General features: G+C 59.9%; 19 protein-coding genes. 16 read left to right on the plus strand and 3 right to left on the minus strand.

From position 1 onward, the window contains the following. On the minus strand, positions 1–56 hold a 56-nt coding region (locus Q5Y71_RS17650; RefSeq protein WP_371877069.1), incomplete at its 3' end, for a hypothetical protein. A 692-nt stretch (positions 57–748) separates the two neighbouring features. On the opposite strand from Q5Y71_RS17650, the gene bioB reads away from it, so the two are divergent. The 3 genes from bioB to bioC are packed head-to-tail and all read left to right on the plus strand — an operon-like array spanning position 749 to position 4,532. Continuing rightward, complete coding sequence (gene bioB, locus Q5Y71_RS14600) at positions 749–1,798, plus strand: biotin synthase BioB (RefSeq protein WP_306042858.1); 1,050 nt, start codon at positions 749–751, stop codon at positions 1,796–1,798. Next, positions 1,795–2,988: an 8-amino-7-oxononanoate synthase gene (gene bioF / locus Q5Y71_RS14605; RefSeq protein WP_306042840.1), complete on the plus strand. Its 1,194-nt coding sequence runs from the start codon at positions 1,795–1,797 to the stop codon at positions 2,986–2,988. The genes bioB and bioF overlap by 4 nt, the downstream gene beginning before the upstream one ends. Beyond that, complete coding sequence (gene bioC / locus Q5Y71_RS14610; RefSeq protein WP_306042841.1) at positions 2,985–4,532, plus strand: malonyl-ACP O-methyltransferase BioC; 1,548 nt, start codon at positions 2,985–2,987, stop codon at positions 4,530–4,532. Before bioF ends, bioC begins: the two co-directional genes overlap by 4 nt. Here the strand turns inward: bioC and Q5Y71_RS14615 are convergent. After that, positions 4,523–5,011 (minus strand): murein L,D-transpeptidase family protein, encoded by a 489-nt coding sequence (locus tag Q5Y71_RS14615; protein ID WP_306042843.1) that lies wholly within the window; start codon positions 5,009–5,011, stop codon positions 4,523–4,525. The two genes, bioC and Q5Y71_RS14615, sit on opposite strands and share 10 nt — an antisense overlap. Before the next feature lie 236 nt (positions 5,012–5,247). On the opposite strand from Q5Y71_RS14615, the gene bioD reads away from it, so the two are divergent. The 9 genes from bioD to creD all read left to right on the plus strand — a co-directional run bounded on the left by bioD (position 5,248) and on the right by creD (position 11,914). After that, positions 5,248–5,934, plus strand: a complete 687-nt coding sequence (gene bioD / locus Q5Y71_RS14620; RefSeq protein WP_306042844.1) for a dethiobiotin synthase — start codon at positions 5,248–5,250, stop codon at positions 5,932–5,934. Between the two features lie 106 nt (positions 5,935–6,040). Continuing rightward, the gene (locus Q5Y71_RS14625; RefSeq protein ID WP_306042845.1) at positions 6,041–7,822 is read left to right on the plus strand and encodes an acyl-CoA dehydrogenase C-terminal domain-containing protein; all 1,782 of its coding nucleotides are present in this window, start codon (positions 6,041–6,043) and stop codon (positions 7,820–7,822) included. A gap of 108 nt (positions 7,823–7,930) precedes the next feature. Then, the gene (locus Q5Y71_RS14630; RefSeq protein WP_301416079.1) at positions 7,931–8,122 is read left to right on the plus strand and encodes a DUF3094 family protein; all 192 of its coding nucleotides are present in this window, start codon (positions 7,931–7,933) and stop codon (positions 8,120–8,122) included. 8 nt (positions 8,123–8,130) lie between these two features. After that, the gene (locus Q5Y71_RS14635; protein WP_306042846.1) at positions 8,131–8,799 is read left to right on the plus strand and encodes a nitroreductase family protein; all 669 of its coding nucleotides are present in this window, start codon (positions 8,131–8,133) and stop codon (positions 8,797–8,799) included. A gap of 107 nt (positions 8,800–8,906) precedes the next feature. Next, entirely contained in the window at positions 8,907–9,362 is a 456-nt protein-coding gene (locus Q5Y71_RS14640; RefSeq protein WP_306042847.1) for a response regulator, read from the plus strand. After that, the gene (locus tag Q5Y71_RS14645) at positions 9,350–9,589 is read left to right on the plus strand and encodes a winged helix-turn-helix domain-containing protein (protein ID WP_306042848.1); all 240 of its coding nucleotides are present in this window, start codon (positions 9,350–9,352) and stop codon (positions 9,587–9,589) included. The genes Q5Y71_RS14640 and Q5Y71_RS14645 overlap by 13 nt, the downstream gene beginning before the upstream one ends. Before the next feature lies 1 nt (position 9,590). Then, complete coding sequence (locus Q5Y71_RS14650) at positions 9,591–10,079, plus strand: hypothetical protein (protein ID WP_306042849.1); 489 nt, start codon at positions 9,591–9,593, stop codon at positions 10,077–10,079. Further along, positions 10,003–10,443 carry an ATP-binding protein gene (locus Q5Y71_RS14655; protein ID WP_306042859.1) on the plus strand — a complete coding sequence of 147 codons (441 nt, stop codon included), beginning with the start codon at positions 10,003–10,005 and terminating at the stop codon, positions 10,441–10,443. Before Q5Y71_RS14650 ends, Q5Y71_RS14655 begins: the two co-directional genes overlap by 77 nt. Before the next feature lie 118 nt (positions 10,444–10,561). After that, entirely contained in the window at positions 10,562–11,914 is a 1,353-nt protein-coding gene (gene creD, locus Q5Y71_RS14660) for a cell envelope integrity protein CreD (protein ID WP_306042851.1), read from the plus strand. A 4-nt stretch (positions 11,915–11,918) separates the two neighbouring features. On the opposite strand, the gene Q5Y71_RS14665 is transcribed toward creD, so the two are convergent. Further along, complete coding sequence (locus Q5Y71_RS14665) at positions 11,919–12,428, minus strand: EVE domain-containing protein (RefSeq protein WP_306042852.1); 510 nt, start codon at positions 12,426–12,428, stop codon at positions 11,919–11,921. Positions 12,429–12,544: 116 nt separating this feature from the next. On the opposite strand from Q5Y71_RS14665, the gene Q5Y71_RS14670 reads away from it, so the two are divergent. From Q5Y71_RS14670 to Q5Y71_RS14685, 4 genes are all read left to right on the plus strand, one after another. Further along, the gene (locus Q5Y71_RS14670) at positions 12,545–13,633 is read left to right on the plus strand and encodes a sensor histidine kinase (RefSeq protein WP_306042853.1); all 1,089 of its coding nucleotides are present in this window, start codon (positions 12,545–12,547) and stop codon (positions 13,631–13,633) included. A 4-nt stretch (positions 13,634–13,637) separates the two neighbouring features. Next, the gene (locus Q5Y71_RS14675) at positions 13,638–14,456 is read left to right on the plus strand and encodes a LytTR family DNA-binding domain-containing protein (RefSeq protein ID WP_306042855.1); all 819 of its coding nucleotides are present in this window, start codon (positions 13,638–13,640) and stop codon (positions 14,454–14,456) included. A 130-nt stretch (positions 14,457–14,586) separates the two neighbouring features. Then, positions 14,587–17,682 (plus strand): efflux RND transporter permease subunit, encoded by a 3,096-nt coding sequence (locus Q5Y71_RS14680; protein WP_306042856.1) that lies wholly within the window; start codon positions 14,587–14,589, stop codon positions 17,680–17,682. Continuing rightward, positions 17,679–18,803 (plus strand): efflux RND transporter periplasmic adaptor subunit, encoded by a 1,125-nt coding sequence (locus Q5Y71_RS14685; RefSeq protein WP_306042857.1) that lies wholly within the window; start codon positions 17,679–17,681, stop codon positions 18,801–18,803. The genes Q5Y71_RS14680 and Q5Y71_RS14685 overlap by 4 nt, the downstream gene beginning before the upstream one ends. Positions 18,804–19,098 lie beyond the last annotated feature (295 nt).

The following is a 19,098-nucleotide window of genomic DNA, read 5'->3' on the forward strand; positions in this document are numbered from 1 at the left end:
ACAGTCAACACCAAACACCGCTCCATGACCCTGACCTTGATCGGCGTATCCACCACAAAACCGGCCCGTTCAAGCCAGTGGCCTTTGAGTGTACCATAGGCCGTTTGCAGAAGACCCCGAGAACCTATGGCTTGTTGATGACGGCAGGAGCCAGAACAAGAGGTGGCAAAGGCCCCGACGAATGGAAGCCGCCTTATGAGCCAGTACAGACCATCTATGTCCAGCGGTTTATGGCGATAGTGGAGAAGTATGGGCTGGCTTTAACTGAAGAGGAGTCGGCTCAGTACCAAGGGCAATGAAGAAATACTGATTATATATACAGATTTAGCAGGGGGTAACTGTGACCACCTGTAGAGACTGCAAGGGGTAAAATACTGGTTATACATACAGTAATTGCCCCTAAAATTTTGGCTAACTTATTGATATTGTTAGTTTTAAAACAGGTTTCACAGGCATTGCCCAGCCGGGGCAGCTCTGCTGCACAGGGTGTGCAGAGGCCGCTCTCACCTGCCCTGTCTCCACACAACAGGCACTGTGCCAGGTTGTGTGAGAGCAGAGCGGATAAAAAGTGGTAAACCATAATCAGGCAATTGAGTTGACAGCGATTGGGCCGCGGCTAAACTGGCCAGCTTGTCCGGTCGTGTGCGCCAGTGGCCATTAGAGCCTGCCGACCGGTCCCGTGCGGATCGCACCAGCACACATCATGCCAGCAACAGAGAGAGTAAGCCCTGTGACCGCCGCTCAGCAAATGCCCGCCGCCGAGATTCGCCACGATTGGACCCGTCAGCAGGTTCTGGATCTGTTCGCGATGCCGTTTAGCGATCTGATGTTCACCGCTCAGCAGGTGCACAGGGTACACTTTGATGCTAACCGGGTGCAGGTGAGCACCCTCTGTTCCATCAAGACCGGCGCCTGCCCGGAAGACTGCGCCTACTGCCCGCAAAGTGCCCGCTACGATACCGGGCTGGAGCGGGAAACGCTGATGCAGGTGGAGAAGGTGCTGGAAGAGGCCCGCGCGGCCAAGGCCGGTGGTGCCACCCGCTTTTGCATGGGCGCAGCCTGGCGCTCGCCCAAGAAAAAAGACATGCCCTATGTCACCCAGATGGTGCGCGAGGTGAAAGCGCTGGGTATGGAAACCTGTATGACCCTGGGTATGCTGAGCGATGAGCAGGCCCAGGCGCTGGCCGATGCAGGACTGGATTACTACAACCACAATCTGGATACCTCGCCAGAATATTATGGCGAGATCATCACTACCCGCACCTATCGGGATCGTCTGGAGACCCTGGGTCGGGTGCGCGCAGCCGGTATGAAAGTCTGTGCCGGTGGTATTGTCGGCATGGGCGAAGGCGACAGGGATCGCGCCGGCCTGCTGATGCAGCTGGCCAACCTGCCCGAACACCCGGAGTCGGTGCCGATCAATATGCTGGTACGGGTGGCCGGTACCCCCCTGGAAAAACAGAAAGACCTGGACCCCTTCGAGTTTATTCGCTGTATCGCCGTGGCCAGAATTATGATGCCAAAGTCCCATGTGCGCCTGTCGGCGGGACGCGAACAGATGAGCGACGAGATGCAGTCAATGGCCTTCCTGGCCGGAGCCAACTCCATTTTCTATGGGGAAAAACTGCTGACCACCGCCAACCCCGAAGCCAACAAGGATATGCAGCTGTTCAGCCGCCTGGGAATCCAGCCGGAGGAATACCGGCAGTACAGCGATGAGCCTGAGGTGGAAGCGGAGTTGAGTGCTCAAATCAGCGAGCAGCAAAATGATGCGTTTTTCTACGATGCGGCCAAATGACCATGGACCAGACCTTGCGCCAGCGTCTCGATGCGCGGCGCCGGCACAATCTCTATCGGGAAGTCAAAACCCTGGATTCGGTGCCGGGTCCCCTGGCCAGGGTGAATGGTCGCGAACTGCTCGCCTTCTGCAGTAACGATTACCTGGGGCTGGCAACCCGTCCCGAAGTCATCCGTGCCCAGCAGGCCGGCGCCGAACTGGGCACCGGCGCCACCGCTTCCCACTTGGTCAACGGACACTTGCAGATCCACCAGCAGTTGCAACACAAACTCGCCGAAGTCACCGGGCGCGAGGCGGCGCTGGTGTTTTCCAGTGGCTATATGGCCAACCTGGGCACACTCTGTGCGCTGCTGGGGCGCGCCGATAATATCATTTCCGACAAGTTCAACCACGCTTCCCTGATCGATGGTGCGCGCCTGTGTGGTGCCCACAGCCTGCGTTTCCCACACAATGACCTGGAGGGACTGCATCGCCAGTTACAGCGCGCCGCCGGGCGCGGTGGCAATACCCTGGTGGCAGTGGATGGTGTGTACAGCATGGATGGCGACCTCGCGCCACTGGCGGAAATTGCCGGCCTGTGCCGGGCATATGGTGCCTGGTTGATGGTGGATGAAGCGCACGGATTCGGGGTGATGGGCAATGAACAATGGCCCCTGGCGGGCAGCTGCGCTGCGGCGGGCCTCGGCCAGTCTGAAGTGCAGGCCATTATGGGCACCCTGGGCAAGGCCGCCGGTAATGCCGGGGCCTTTGTGGCCGGTTCCCGCACACTGATTGATTACTTGGTGCAGTTTGCCCGCCCCTATATCTATACCACCGGCATGCCGCCGGCGGTGGCCGCCGGTTGTGTCGCCGCCATTGATCTGATGCGCAGCGAGCCCCAACTGGCCCGGCGACTGGAGGATAATATTGCGTATTTCCGCCGGCGTGCCGCCCGGCAGCAGTTGCCTCTGACAGGCGCTCCCGGCGCTATCCAGCCACTGCCGATCGGCTGTGCAGGAACCGTTATGACGGTGTCAGCGGCGTTGGAACGGAGCGGTTTTATGGTGGGTGCCATACGCCCGCCTACGGTGCCCGCCGGCACCGCCCGCCTGCGCATTACCCTGAGTGCCTCCCACAGCCACTGCCAGATTGATGCGCTACTCGATGCGCTTACCGCAGTGCTGCGGGAAAATCACGCGGTGTGCCGGTGAGCCAGGTTGAAAACCTGGTGTTTCTGCACGGCTGGGATGGGGACCCGCGTCCGTGGCAGCCGCTGCTTGCGGCTGTGCGCGAACAGCTGGAGCTCCCCCTGCACTGTATCGGCCTGCCGGGTTTTGGCGAGCGCAGTGCCGAGCCCTGGCCGCAGGAGGAAGCCCTTTTACAACAGCTCTACCAGTCACTGCCACGAAACTGTGTACTGGTGGGACATTCCCTCGGCGGTATGCTGGCTTTGCGGTTGGCAGCCAGACCGGGACAGACAAAAATCCGCGGGATGATCACTATCTCTGCGAATGCCTGTTTCGTGGCGCGGGATAACTGGCCGGGTATGCCGCGGTGTACCTTTGAGAGTTTTCGTGCGGCCTTTGAGCGGGACCCCCACGGCACCTGGGAGCGGTTTTGTGCCCTGCAGTCCCAGGGTGACAAAGCCATGCGCGCCCTGCTCAAACACCTCAGAGGGCGCAGGCCCGATATCCACCCGGAGGTCTGGTTGCAGTCCCTGGATTGCCTGGCCGGGCTAGATAATCGCGCGCTATTGCAGGAACTGGCAATTCCGGCCCTGTACCTGTTTGGCAGGAATGATGCCCTGGTGCCCCGAGCGGCGGCGGAGGAAATCCGGGCCAGTGGTGCCCCGGTGGTGGTGGTGGCGGGTTGCGGTCACAAGCCGCATCTGTCGCAGCCGGGCCAGGTGGCCGGGCAGTTGCGGCAGTTTGTGCAGGGCCTGTCCCCTACTGGTGCACCGGGAGCGGCGCCCTTTGACAAGTCAGCGGTGGCGCGCTCTTTCGGTCGTGCCTCCAGCAGCTATGACGATTGTGCCCACTTGCAGCGGGCGGTGTGCCGCCAGCTGGTGAACATGGCAGAGTATCACTGGGTGCCGCGCACCATTGTTGATTTGGGCAGTGGTACCGGTTTTGGCACCACACTGTTGCGCCAGCACTTTCCGCAAGCGCATATTGTCGCTTTGGATCTGGCCGAGGCCATGCTGCGCTTCGCGCGCAGTGAGCGGCCGCACGCGGGCGGTTATATCGCCGCGGATGCGGAGCAGCTGCCCCTTGCAGACGGCAGTGTGGATCTGGTGTTTTCCAGTTTGGCGCTGCAATGGTGCTACCGGCTGCCGCAGTTGTTTGCGGAATTCGGCAGAGTGCTGGCGCCGCAGGGCCATTGCCTGGTGGCCACGCTGGGACCCGGCACCCTGGCGGAACTGCGCAACAGTTGGGCCCGGGTGGACACCGGTGTACACGTCAACCGCTTTCTGCCCCTGGCCGATTGGCGCGATGCCGTGCGGCATGGCGGGTTGCAGGGAGAGGTGCGGCGGGAGCAGCGCCTGTTGTACTTCGACAGCCTGCGCCGGCTGATGCAGGAGTTGAAAGGGGTAGGGGCGCACAATATCAACCGCGCCGCCAGGCGGGGAATGACCGGGCGCGCCAGACTGCAGCGCCTGGGTGTGGCCTATGAGAGCCTCAGGCAGCCCCGGGGGCTGCCGGTGAGCTACGAGGTCATTTACCTGAAGCTTGCCCGGGGGGGCGATCAAGGGTAGATATCGATGGGCGTGGGTGTCTTGACCAGGGCCCAGATCTCGTCCATCTCCCGGTTCGAGGCCACTGCGATACAGCCGTCGGTCCAGTTGTTGCGGCGCAAATGTCTCTCCATATGGGACCACTCGGGTTTGATGCCGTGGACCATGATATCGCCGCCGGGGTTGACCCCCAGCCTGGCTGCGCGTGCGCGGTCCTGTTTATTCGGGTAAGACACGTGGATGGAGCGGTAAAAGCGACTGTTGGGGTTCTTCCAGTCCAGGGTGTAGCGGCCCTCGGGGGTGCGCTCATCCCCCTGGCGGACCTTGTGTCCCCTGGGGTTATCGCCGAAGGAAACGGTGTAGCTTTTTACCACCCGGCCGTTGCGCATCAGCTGCATCAGCTTCTTGGATTTGTACACTACAACATGGTCGACAGGGGTCACTTTCGCTGAGGCGAACAGGGGCACCGCCAGCAGCAGGGCAATGGTCAGGTATCGCATGGTCTTAAGCTGTTTGAGTATTTTCAGTTATTTCTGGAGTTACCGCGTCCCTGCAGAACAGTTTCCCCATTTAAAAGGGGGTTATTTTGTCAGCGCAACCCCGTGTCTTTGTTATCAGTACCCGGTTTGAATTGTTTAAAATTTGCGCTACATGGATAAATTACCATCAAGTTGGTGGCGTGAAAAGCCACTATAAGAAAAAATGTGCACATTCTTGGTCAGGGGAGGCGAAGGCCTTGGGCAGAACCTATTTTGTTGCCGGTACCGATACCGAAGTGGGCAAGACCTTTGTGAGCGCAGCCCTGCTCACCGCAGCCGCGAATGCGGGCCTTCAGACCGCGGCGGTAAAGCCCGTGGCCTCCGGCTGCGCGCGTACCGAAGCCGGACTGCGCAACGGAGATGCCTTGCTGCTGCAGGGGGCCATGACCCTGGAACTGGACTACCAGCAGGTGAATCCATTTGCCCTGGAACCCCCCATCGCCCCTCATATTGCCGCCATTGAAGCGGGCAAGCAGTTGAGCGTGTCGCGTATGGCCGGCATCTGTCGCGGTGTGATGTCCGCCGGTGCCGACATGGTACTGATCGAGGGCGCCGGTGGCTGGCGCACGCCGCTGGGGCCCAGGGCCCTCCTGTCGCAGCTGCCACGGGAGTTGAATACCCCGGTGATCCTGGTGGTGGGGATGCGGCTCGGCTGCATCAACCACGCCCTGCTGAGCGCCGAAGCCATCTGCCGCGACGGCCTGCCGCTGGCTGGCTGGGTGGCCAACTTTGCCCGCGAGGGGATGGCACGCGCAGAGGAGAACCTCGCCACTCTGGAAGCGTTGCTGCCGGCGTCTCTGCTCGGCGTGGTGCCCCACAGCGAGACACGGGATTACCGCGAGGCGGCCCGACATCTGGATATCCGCCCGCTGCTGCCCGCCTGATCCACGGCTCCACAGGGGCTCGCGGGATTCCAAACCGGTTGACTTTGAACGCCTGCAGACCTAGATTCAAACAAGCGTTTGAAACACTTGAATGAGGACCGGGAGCATGGCCGACTACAAGGCACCACTGCGGGAGATGCACTTCCTGTTGCACGAGGTATTTGCCGCGGAAAAACTCTGGGCGGAACTGCCCCAATTGTCCGGGGCCGTGGATCGCGAGACCGCCGACGCGATTCTCGAGGAAATGGCCAAGCTGGCCGCCAATACCCTGGACCCGATTAATCGCAGCGGCGACGAGGAGGGTTGCCACTGGCGCGATGGTGAGGTGACCACACCGGCGGGCTTTAAGGAGGCCTATGCCACGTTTTGCGCGGGTGGCTGGGGCGCACTGCTGGGCAATCCCGAATACGGCGGCATGGGGATGCCGAAAATGCTGGGTGCCCAGGTCGAGGAAATGCTCAATGCGGCGAATATCTCCTTTGCCCTCTACCCGGTATTGACCAATGGCGCCTGCCTGGCGATCGACGCCCATGCCAGCGAAACGCTGAAGCGGAAATATCTGCCCAAGATGTACGAGGGCACCTGGGCCGGTGCTATGGACCTGACCGAGCCCCACGCGGGCACCGACCTGGGTATTATCCGCACCAGGGCCGAGCCCCGCGAGGATGGCAGCTATTGCATAACCGGCAACAAGATTTTTATTACCGGCGGCGACCAGGATCTGTCCGAAAATATTATTCACCTGGTGCTGGCCAAGCTGCCGGACGCGCCCAAGGGCCCTAGAGGCATCTCCCTTTTTCTGGTGCCGAAATACACAATGAACGAGGATGGCAGCGTCGGCGAGAGCAACAATGTGCGTTGCGGCTCTATCGAGCACAAGATGGGCATCAAAGCCTCCGCCACCTGCGCGATGAACTTCGATGGCGCCCAGGGCTGGCTGGTGGGCGAGGTGAACAAGGGGCTCGCGGCCATGTTCACCATGATGAACTACGAGCGCCTGGGGGTGGGTATCCAGGGGCTCGGTGCCTCTGAGCGCTCCTACCAGAATGCCCTGGCGTATGCCTGCGAGCGTATCCAGAGCCGCTCGCCCGCCGGTGCCCAACAACCCGGGCAAGTGGCTGATCCGATTATTGTGCACCCGGATGTGCGCCGGATGCTGCTGACCCAGAAAGCCCTGGTGGGCGGCGGTCGCGCCCTCTCCACCTATGTGGCCCAGTGGCTGGACATCGCCAAATTTGGCGAGGGTGACGCCAGAAAAAATGCCGAGGCCATGGTGGCCCTGCTGACGCCGGTAGCCAAAGCCTTTACCACCGATATGGGTCTCGACTGCACCGTGCTCGGCCAGCAGGTGCTGGGCGGTCATGGCTATATCCGCGAGTGGGGCCAGGAGCAACTGGTGCGCGATGTGCGCATTACCCAGATCTACGAGGGCACCAACGGCATCCAGGCCCTGGACCTGGTTGGCCGCAAGACCGTTGCCAATGGCGGCGCGCTGTTTGAGGTGTTTGCGGCGGATGTGCAGAATTTTATCGATAGTGAGGTGGATTGCGAGGCAATGGCGGAGTTTATCCAGCCCCTTGCGGCGACGTTGCAGCGTCTGCGTGAAGCCACCGGGAACATGATTGCGGCCACCCGGGAAGACCCCTGCGCACCGGGTGCGGCTTCGGTGGAATACCTGCACCTGTTCGGCTATGTGGCCTACGCCTTTATGTGGGCGAAAGTGGTTTCCGTGGCGCAGGCCAGGCAGGAGGAGGACAGCTTCTACCGCGCCCAGGTGAAAACCGCGCGCTTCTATTTTGCCCGCCTGCTACCGCGTACCCAGGGTTTGGCTGCCAGCGTCAATGCCGGCAGCGCAGCCCTGATGGATATGGAGGAGGCGCTGTTCTAGGCGCTGCCAAACGCCGGTCGGAGCGTCCCGCAACGCGGGGCTTTTTGCTAGAGTCGCCGGTGGCTTTCCCCTACAATCGGGGCGCAATAAGAATGCGGGAAAGTACCCATGTCCGATACCCCACCGAAAAAGCTGTCCGACGAGGACCAGGCCCGGGTTGAGCAGTACCTCAACAGCGGCGTCAACCGAGTTGATCGCCGCCCGTTTCGCCCCTGGCTGCTGCTGTTGGTCATCCTGGTGGTGTTGACACTGCTGTCCCTGCTCAGCCTGTTGATCGCCCGCGCCAAGGGTGTTGTTTAGGGGGGCCTATGAGTACAGAAAAATCCTTTCGGCCATTGGATTTCACGCACCTGGATGAAGCGGAAATGTGCTGCCGTGCCGCTGCGTTTTACCAATTGATGCGCCGACGTCGCTCGGTGCGGGATTTCTCCAGCAGGCCGGTGCCCCGTGCCGTGATTGAGCATGCATTGTGCGCTGCGGGCAGCGCGCCCAGTGGTGCCAATATGCAGCCCTGGCACTTCGTGGTGGTGGAGAGCGCCGACATCAAGCGCCGTATCCGCCTGGCCGCGGAGGAGGAGGAGCGCGAGTTCTACCAGCACCGCGCCTCGGAGGAGTGGCTCAATGCCCTGGAGCCCCTGGGTACCGATGCCCACAAACCTTTCCTGGAGTCAGCCCCCTACCTGATTGCGATATTCCTGAAAAAGTTTTCCAGTGATGCTTCCGGTGCGCGCCGGAAGAACTATTACACGACGGAATCGGTGGGTATTGCCACAGGGATGTTAATTGCGGCCCTGCACGATGCCGGCGTGGCCACCTTGACCCACACTCCCAGCCCGATGAAGTTTCTCAATGATATCCTCGCCCGCCCCGCCACGGAAAAGCCCTATATGCTGCTGGTGGCCGGGCTACCGGCGGAGGGGGCCGAGGTGCCGGCAATCGACAAGAAGCCGCTGAAAGACATTGCAGACTTTGTGTGAGGTACCCAGGGTACGGCTTTGGGATTGGGTGTGACCCTGGGTACTGTGTGCCAGGTGAGGGAGTACAGCGCCTGTAAAAAACTGGGAGTGTTTGAGCGCGGGGTCCCATGTCAAAAATACTGATCGTCGAAGACGAAGCCGCAATCGCCGACACCCTGATTTACGCCCTGCAGGCCGAGGGCTTTGCCACCCACTGGTTGACCGTGGCCGCTGAAGCACTGGCGCTGCTCGAGCGCGAACCGTTTGACTTGGTTATCCTGGATGTCGGTCTGCCGGATATCAGCGGCTTTGAGGCCTGCAAGCGCCTGCGCCGTTTTTCCGAAGTGCCGGTTATCTTTCTCACCGCACACAACGCGGAGATAGACCGGGTGGTGGGTCTGGAGATCGGCGCCGACGACTATGTGGTAAAGCCCTTCAGTCTGCGCGAGCTGCGCGGGTCAAGGTCATTCTCAGGCACATGGCACCGCACACCGACAAGCCCACACCGGAGGTGCCCCTGGGGCCGTTTCGCATCGATCTGCTGCGCTACCAGATTCATTTCCACGGCCAGTTGCTGCCCCTGACCCGCCACGAATTCCTCCTGCTCGAAACCCTGCTGGGCCAACCCGGGCGGGTATTCTCCGGCGAGCAACTGCTGGACGCCCTGGGGGTGGCTGCGGAGGCCGGTTACGAGCGCAATGTCGACAGCCATATCAAGGGGTTGCGCGCCAAATTGCGGGTGGTGTCCCCTGTTGCCAAACCGATCCAGACGCACCGGGGACTGGGTTACAGTTGTTCCCCGGCGCTCTGAGATGCCACTGGGCATCCGCATCTTTGCGGTCTATTTCCTGTCCGTTGGCCTGGCCGGCTGGTTCGTGCTGAGTACCGTGACAGATGAAATCCGACCCGGTGTGCGCCAGTCCACCAAGGAAACCCTGGTGGATACTACCAACCTGTTGGCGGAGATTCTGCGCGAGGAGGTTAAGGCCGGTCACCTGGCCCAGAGCCATTTGCCCGAGTTGCTCGAAGCCTATGGCCGGCGCCAGCCGCAGGCGAATATCTGGGGATTGACCAAGCGCGCAGTCAGCCACCGCATCTATGTCACCGATGCCTCCGGCAGGGTCCTGCTGGATTCCAGCGGCCGGGCGCCTGCAGCAGTTGAGCGAAAGGCTTTTGCACCTGGCCCAAGTGGAGCAACGCCAGGGCCTGGAGGAACAGGAAGCAGTGCCACTGACCTATTTGCTGGAGGAGTTGTTAGAAGTCCAGCAGTCGCGTATTACTGCTGCAGGGTTGAAGGTTGAGGTTGTATTAGATCGTGCATTAAAGCTATATGGAGAGCGTTTTCTGTTGCGCCAGGCGCTGGCCAACTTACTGGATAATGCCCTAGATTTCACCCCGCAAGAGGGGTTGATTCGCTTTACCGCCAAGCGCAAAGAGGCGCATATCGAATTGTGCCTGTTCAATCAGGGAGAGGCGATTCCCGAGTACGCTCTGGAGCGTTTGACCGAGCGCTTCTACTCCTTACCCCGGCCAGGCAGCGGGCGTAAAAGTACCGGTCTTGGCCTCAACTTTGTGCAGGAGGTGGCCGGGCTGCATGGTGGTGCTCTGTCTGTCAGCAATGTGGAAGGCGGTGTGGAGGTGCGCCTGAACTTGCCGAGTGCCTGAGTGAAGGTGCCTACTGGTTTACACACAATCGCCATACAGTCTCCACGCTCTCTCCACAAGCACCCCATATTCACTCTTCAGACTTACTGCATCGAAATTCGACAGTGAGGTCTGAAGCATGAACCGAGTCCTGGCTTTTAAATTGGGTGCAATCGCCCTTCTCATTCTGCTGCTACTGATACCCCTGAATATGATTGGGGGAATGATCGATGAGCGACAGCAATACCAGCGGGGTGTGCTGCAGGATATTGCACGCAGCTCCAGTTACAGCCAGCAGATCCTCGGGCCCATTCTGGTGCAGCCTTACGTAAAAACCGTTAAACAGTGGAAGACCAATGAGCAAACAGGCAAGCGCTACGAAGAGGAGCGTGAGGTGAGTGGACACCTGTATTTCCTGCCCGAGCGTTTTGCTTTTGATGCTGATATGACTACCGAGCGTCGCGCCCGGGGTATTTATGAAGCGCTTCTCTACCACAGCGATAGCAAAGTCAGCGGTATGTTTCATATACCGCCGCGGTTGGGGTTGGGAGATGATTTGGATACATATCGGCTCGGGGCTCCGTTCCTTTCCGTGGGGATCAGTGATATCCGGGGTATTCGCAATGGTTTACAGCTGCAACTGAATGGCCAGACCCTGCCATTTGCGCCGGGTAGCGGGGCACCGATTGTTGGTAGCGGGATACATGCAAAGCTGCCAGCATTGGATCGCGAGGGAGGGCAACCTCTGGAGTTTGCTTTCGACCTGAAACTGCAGGGCACAGAGCATCTGCGCTTGGTCCCGGTTGGCCGCGACAGCCAGGTGTTGCTGAGTGGCGACTGGCCCCATCCAAGCTTCTTCGGAGAATTTTTGCCCAATCGTCGCCAGGTGGATACAAGCGGTTTTACCGCAGAGTGGCAGACCAGCTTCTTCGCCACCAACCTGGAGGAGGTGTTGCAGCAGTGTGGTTATAGCAGTGAGTGTAAAGAGCTGTTACAACGCAGCTTTGGAGTCAGCTTCCTTGATCCGGTGAATCAATACCTGAAAACTGATCGCGCGATCAAGTACGCACTGTTGTTTTTAGCCCTGACATTTGCCACCTTCTTCTTGTTTGAAATCCTCAAGCGCCTGGCGGTACACCCGGTACAGTATGCGCTGGTGGGGTTGGCATTAGCCTTGTTTTACCTGCTGTTACTGTCACTCTCTGAGCATATCGCTTTTGCAAAAGCCTATGTATTGTCGGCAGCGGCATGTGTGGGACTGATTGGCTTCTATACCAGCTCAGTACTGCACAGCTGGCGCCGGGGGTTGGGCTTTGCCTTGCTGCTGGCAGCGCTTTACGGCCTTCTTTACGGATTGCTCAGCGCCGAGGACTATGCCTTATTAATGGGATCGCTGTTGGTGTTCGGGGTTCTCGGCTGCACCATGGTGCTCACCCGCAAGCTGAATTGGTATAGCGTTGGACGCAGTGCTTCGCAAGATAAAAAGTCATAGCCTGTTAAGACTCTGTTTCTTCTATAAAACCGGGGCCTTGTGTCGGTCCCGGTTGCCTTTCCCCCAAGCGCACTATGGTGTCCCACTCCTCGGCCGCCACAGGTTGTATTGATAATCGTCCCTGCTTAACCAGCATCATGTTTTCAAGTTCAGAGGTCTGCTTGATTTCAGCCAGGGGAACCGGCCGTGCAAATTCACTGCGCCAGCTTAAATCGACGCAGTACCAGCGCGGTTCATCCGCGCTTGCCTTGGGACCGAAGTATTGACTGTCCGGGTCGAACTGGGCCGGGTCCGGATAGGCAGCGCGGGTCACCTCGGCGGTGCCTACCACCGCGGGCATCTTGCAGGCGCTGTGGTAAAACAGCACTTTATCGCCTGGTGAGACCTGGTCACGCAGAAAGTTGCGGGCCTGGTAGTTACGAATGCCATCCCAGCGGCCGCAGCCACCTGGCTCGGCGGCGATGTCCTGCAGGCTGTATTCGTCGGGTTCGGATTTGAATAGCCAGAATGCCATGCGGCAGTTTGTCCCTGTGCTGCGCCGGGTGGTGTTTCGCCGGCGATCAGTGCCATTTAGTATGAACCTATACTACGGTGTCAAATCGACGTCTTTTTTCATGCCAGCGGGAGATTATGGGGAACAAAGCATTCCAGTGGCTTTCACAGTGCCTGTCCAGCCACCGGTCCAAGTACTGGGCCCTGCAGTTCAGCGGTTGGGGCGGCTATACCCTGCTGACATTTGTGGGCAGCTTTTTCTGGGTTCGGGACCACTGGTTACACACGGGATATATCGCTGTGGCCACGGTCACCGGGGTGCTCCTGAGCGAGGCCATGCACGCGGGTTTCCGGCGTCTCTGGAGCAGGCCACCGGCCACCCGCTTTCTGGGCTCTCTGCTGCTGGTGCTGGTGGCGGCGGCCGTGTGGGCGGCGATCAAGTTCACGGGTTCCCTGTGGCTGTATGGCAATATGAGTGAAGAGCATCCGGCGGTGCTGGCCACTTATTGGTTTTCCTATTCCGGCCTGATTCTCACTACCTGGGCGGCACTCTATTACGGCATCAAGTATTACCGCGCTTCCCAGACCCAGCAGGCCAAGGCCCTGCGCGCGGAGGCGATGGCGCACCAGGCCCAGTTGAAAATGCTGCGCTACCAGTTGAATCCCCATTTCCTGTTTAATACCCTGAACGCCATTTCCACACTGATCCTCGATAGCGAAGGGCGCACCGCCAACATGATGGTGACGCGCCTGTCTCAGTTTCTGCGCCACTCCCTGGACAATGACCCTATGCAGAAGGTTACCCTGGCCAAGGAAGTGGAGGCACTGATGCTCTACCTGGATATCGAAAAGGTGCGCTTTGGCGACCGCTTGGGTGTGCGCCTGGAGTTGCAGGGAGAATCGCCCCGCGCCCTGGTGCCGAGTCTGCTGCTGCAGCCATTGGTGGAAAACGCGATCAAGTACGGGATTTCGCAGCTGGAGTGGGGCGGTGAGATCAGTATCAAAGCGCGGGTTTTTGCCGGGGAGCTATTACTGGAAGTCAGCGACAATGGCCCCGGTATGTCGGAGGAGGCACTGCGCCGGACCGGCAAGGGCGGTGGCGTGGGTATTCGCAACACCTGTGAGCGCCTGCGGGCACTGTATGGAGACGATCAGAGGGTGCGTTTCGGCAACCGGCCCGGAGGCGGTCTGTCGGTGAATATACGCATCCCCTACGAAGAGAAATAGTGAGATGAGTGCAGTTGATGAAAGCCTGAGCGCAATTATTGTCGACGACGAGCCCCTGGCGCGGCGCGGGTTGAGCCTGCGCCTGGCGCAGATGCCTGGTGTAGAGGTGATCGCTGAGTGTAGCAATGGGCGCGAGGCCCTGGAGCAGATCCTCACATTGAAACCGGATGTGGCTTTTGTGGATATTCAGATGCCGGGGATCAACGGTTTGCAGCTGGTGCAGCAGATTCCCATGGAACAGCTGCCGCAGGTGGTGTTCGTGACCGCTTACGATCAGTATGCGGTGAAGGCCTTCGAAATCAATGCCGTGGACTATGTGTTAAAACCCATTGAGGAGGAGCGCCTGGAATTGGCACTGAGCCGCGTACAGGAAAAAATTGCCACGGCGGATATCGCCCAGCAGCGCGAGCAGCTGCTGGAGGCGGTGGCGGATTTGACCAGGCAATCTCCCGAAGTGCTGGAGCAGAAGCTGGCGAGTGGTAAGATCGCCGGCAGCGCCTATCCGGATAAGATCGCGGTGAAGGATTCCGGCAAGATCACCTTGGTGCCGGCGCGCGAGATCGACTGGATTGATGCCGCCGGGGACTACATGTGCGTGCACGCCCGCGGTGAAACCCACGTGATGCGCATTACCATGAAAGAACTGGAACAGCAGCTGGACCCAACATGGTTCCAGCGTATCCACCGCTCCACGATTGTGAACCTGAGCCGCGTGCGGGAAATTCGCGCACACATTAACGGTGAATACCATCTGGTCCTGGAGAATGGTGAGTGCCTGAAAATGAGTCGCAGTTATAAAAGCAAGGTGCAGCACTTTTTGTAGCCCAGGCGCAGTGCTGTCATTATGTTATCGATGGCTTGACCGATAATTCCGGGCGATTAGCCGCAAAGCCCTTGTCTGCACTTATTCACTCATTAGCCTTTGCGGCCAATAACAAAAAAGGGTCACAGGAATGGCACTGACGAGGGCTGCGCTGAACAATCCCGCCGCCGCCGGTGTGGCCGTCGTATTGGCTGTCTTGCTGGGTGTCTTTCTCGCCGGCCGCCTGCCGGTGCAACTTTTCCCCGATATTGAAAATCCGCGTATTACCATCCAGGCTAGCTGGCGCGCCGCGGCGCCCAAGGAAGTGGAGGCGGAAATTGTCGAGCCGATAGAATCGGTACTGCAGGGCCTCGCCGGCCTGGAGAGGATGCAGGTGAACGCCGGTCGGGGTGGTGCGTCTGTAAACCTGGAATTCAGCATGAGCACCGATATGGACAAGGTGCTGATTGATGTAATCAACCGCATGAGCAGCCTGCCACCGCTGCCGCGGGATGCGGAGCCGCCGCGGGTGATGCTCGGTGGCTGGGGGGGCGATGCCACCGCGCTCACCTACTTCTTTTTGCAGAAACTGCCCGGCAATCCCAATCACCTGGATGATTACGCCGGCCTGATCGAGGATATGTTGCGCCCGGAACTGGAGTCCGTACCCGGCGTTGCCAGTGTACAGGCCCAGTCCGGCCGTGCCGCGCAGGAAGAATTACAGGTGATTTTCGATCCCTGGAAAGCGGCGGAACTGGGTATCCAGTTACCGGCGATCAGCCGCCAGCTGGCCTCTGCGCGGGATGTCTCCGGTGGCTTTACAGATGTGGGGCGACGCCGCTATACCCTGCGTTTTGTGGGCGAGTACCAGCCCGATGAGTTATCCGAACTGGTGCTGGAGTGGCGCGATGGCCAGCCGGTGCGTCTCGGCGATATCGCCGAAGTGCGCGTGGGCCAGTCCGAATCCCGCGGGGTGACCACGCAAAACGGCAACCCGGCGGTGTCCATGCGAATCAATCGCACCAATGACGCCAATATGCTCGCTACCCTGGAGCGGGTAAAACAGAAAGTCGCCGAGCTGAATACCACCAAGTTGAAGGCCGAGCAGCTGGTACTGGTGCAGTCCTTCGACGCCTCGGTTTTTGTCTACCGTGCCCTGAACCTGCTCGGCGGCAATCTGGTACTGGGCGTGCTGCTGGCAGTGGGCGTACTCTGGTGGTTTATGCGGCGCATGCGCGCGACCTTGATTGTGGCCGCCACCATCCCTATCTCGCTGCTCTCCACCTTTGTGGTTCTATCTGCCGCCGGGCGCAGTGTGAATGTGATTTCCCTAGCCGGTCTCGCCTTCGCCACCGGCATGGTGCTCGATGCCGCTATTGTTGTGCTGGAAAATATTGTGCGCCTGCGGGAAAAAGGGCTCGCGCCCCGGGAAGCCTCGGAACAGGGCGCATCCCAGGTGTGGGGTGCCCTGCTGGCCAGCACGGCGACGACCGTGGCGATCTTCCTGCCGGTATTTTTCCTCGACAGTGTCGAGGGGCAGGTGTTCGGTGACCTGGCTCTGACCATCGCCGTGGCTGTGGTGTTCTCCCTGCTGGCGGCCGTGGCCATAGTGCCGCTCGCAGCCAAGCTGTGGCTGCCACCGGTGGCCAGCGAGGACCGTCTGGCGCGTGTGTGGGGAAAAATCACCGCGCGGGTAATGGCGCTGACCAGCACCCGCGGGCGTCGCTGGCAGGTAATCGGCGGTTTCCTGATGGTGCCTGTTGCCGCCACTTACCTGCTGCTGCCCAAACTGGATTACCTGCCGCCGGTCAAACGGGACGCGGTGGATGTGTGGATGAATTTTCCTTCGTCCACCAATACCCAAACCATTGAAAGGGAAATTGTCAATGAGCTGGACCGGCGCATGGCACCTTATATGCGTGGTGAGCGCGAACCGGCCCTGAAGAACTATTACATTATTTCCTGGCCCAACGGGGGCACCATGGGAGTGCGCGTAAAGGATATGGGGCAGGCCAAGGAGATGGAGCGCCTGTTGCGCGAAGAAATCCTGGTGGATATTCCCGACTTCCAGGGCTTTGCCGCGCGCGGCAACCTGTTTGGCCAGTTTGGCGGCGACCGGCGCATCGCCCTGCATCTGCAGTCCCGCGATGCAGATGGCCTGATGCGCGCTGCTACCCGCGGTGTGGCGGTGTTGGAAGAGATCATGCCGGGTACGCCGGTGCAGACCAATCCGGGCCTGTCCCTGTCGGAACCGGAGTTGACGGTGCGCCCCAATGACCGCGCCATGCTGGAGCAGGGCTGGAACCGCCAGGATATGGGCAGTTTGATCCGCACCCTCGGCAACGGTCTCTATGTGGGGGAGTATTTCGATGGCGAGAGGCGCCTGGATGTGATCTTCAAGGCACAGTCCTGGCGTACCCCGGAGCAGTTACAGAATACCCCGCTGGTTACCCCGCGCGGTGAGGTGGTGGCTTTGAACCAGCTCGCCAGCGTGGAGCGCACCGTGGGCCCGGGTAGTCTGCGCCGGGTGGATGGCCGCCGTACTGTAACTTTGAATATCGTACCGCCGGACGATGTGTCACTGGAGGAGGTGCGCGCACAACTGGAGGCGGAAGTGCTGCCGCGGATTCGCGCAGCCCTGCCCGCTGATGGCAGCATCCTGGTGGGCGGCAACGCCAGTGACCTGGATAAGGCACTGGTGTCTCTCTCGCAGAATTTTGTCCTGGCGCTTCTGATCCTGTTCCTGTTGATGAGTGCACTGTTCCGCTCCCTGCGCGATGCCGGCCTGGTGCTGCTAACGGTACCTCTCGCCACGGTTGGCGGCGTGCTGGCACTGCGACTGCTGAACCTGGTGAGCTTTCAGCCATTGGATCTGTTGACCATGATCGGCTTTGTGATTTTACTGGGCCTGGTGGTCAACAACGCTATCCTGCTGGTGCACCAGACACGCGCCGCGGAAGATACTGGCGCCACCCGTGTGGCGGCGGTGGAGCAGGCACTGCGCTTGCGCCTGCGTCCCATTTTTATGAGTACCCTGACCAGTGTATTCGGCATGCTGCCCTTGTTGGTCGCGCCCGGTGAGGGCAGTGTGATCTACCGCGGCCTGGCCGCGGTGATTGTCGGCGGTATGGCGGTCAGCACCCTGTTTACCCTGATTTTATTGCCGGCCCTGTTGCAGATCGGACAACTGCCCCTGCCGCAATTCACCCGCCTGCGCATGAAACTGGCCGTGAGGAGTTCCCGATGAAACCGTTTTTAGCCGCAGTGGCTCTGTCCCTGCTTGCAGCCGGCCCGGCGCTGGCCCAGCGCGGCGCGGTGGTGGTCACTGTGGACAGGGCGCAAATGCGAGAGATGGCGCCGAGCCAATGGTCTGCCGGCCAGGTGGTGAGCCGCCGCGATGTGCGCATCTCTTCGCAGTTGGATGGTGTGCTGGAGTTTGTCGCCGAGCCCGGCAGCCTGGTAAAAAAGGGCGAGCGCCTGGCGCAACTGGAGGCTACGCACTGGCGGTTGCAGCTGCGCAACAGCGAGAGCCGCATCGCCCAGTTACAGGCCCGTCTCACCTATATGGATGCGCATTTGCAACGCCTGAGCAAGCTGGCGGAAACCAACAGCACCTCCCGCGCAGCGCTGGAGGAACAGCAGGCCGAACGCGAGGCCATGGCACAGGACCTGCTGGCCGCGCAGATCGAGCGGGACAGGCGCGCCTTTGAAGGCTCCAAAACCACAATCGATGCACCATTCGACGCTTTGGTGGTAAGCCGGGAATTACAGGCGGGGGAATATGTGCGCACCGGCTCCGAACTGTTGCGCGCGCTGGATATGTCTCAACTGGAAGTGGAGGCAGATATTCCCCTGGCAGCGCTGCCGCTGATCAATGCCGGCGATACCATTGCCCTGCGCAGCGATGTGGTATCCCGCTCAGAAGAGGAACGCGCCAGGGCGCGGGTATTCACTGGCAAGGTGCGGCAGTTTGTACCCGTGGCCAGCGACAATTCCCGCCGGGTCAAGCTGATGGTACAGCTGCCCCGGAGCGCGCCGCAACAGTGGGACTGGATTGTGGGTATGCCGGTACAGGTAGCCGTACCCCTGTCGGAGGTGCGCGCAATCCTGGCCGTACCGCGGGACGCGCTGGTATTGCGCAATGGCGATACCTTTGTCTACCGGGTGGGTAAGGATGACAAGGCAGAACGCCTGTCTGTGCGTATCGGCAGTGGCGATGGCGAATGGATCGCCGTGCACGGCGATCTCGCCAGTGGTGACCGGGTCATCGTGCGTGGCGCCGAGCGTTTGCAGCCGGGTCAGGCAGTGAAAATATTGGCGGAGGTTGCGCGCGATGCGGAGGGTAACAACGATCACATCGACAGTTGATCAATTTCTTTTTTTATATCAAACAGCCTTTCTTTCAATGCCTACTACTACTATTTGTCGCCTGTAAAAACCGGCAAAACGGCAGCGTTTTATCAGTATACCCTGAAGAATTTCAGATTTTGCGGTTACAGAATGCTTCGAATTCTGGGACAGCGGGTGATGGCTTCTTGCAGGTGGCACTAAAGTACTAAAAATGGTCGATAAATGATGTAAAGAGGCTGTTTTCTGGATTGGCAGGTCTTTGCTTTTTGGAGAATGTCCAGGATAATGTTACAAAAATCATGTGTTTGTTAGG

This window comes from Microbulbifer sp. 2205BS26-8, assembly GCF_030731025.1.
Taxonomy (GTDB): Bacteria; Pseudomonadota; Gammaproteobacteria; order Pseudomonadales; family Cellvibrionaceae; genus Microbulbifer; species Microbulbifer spongiae.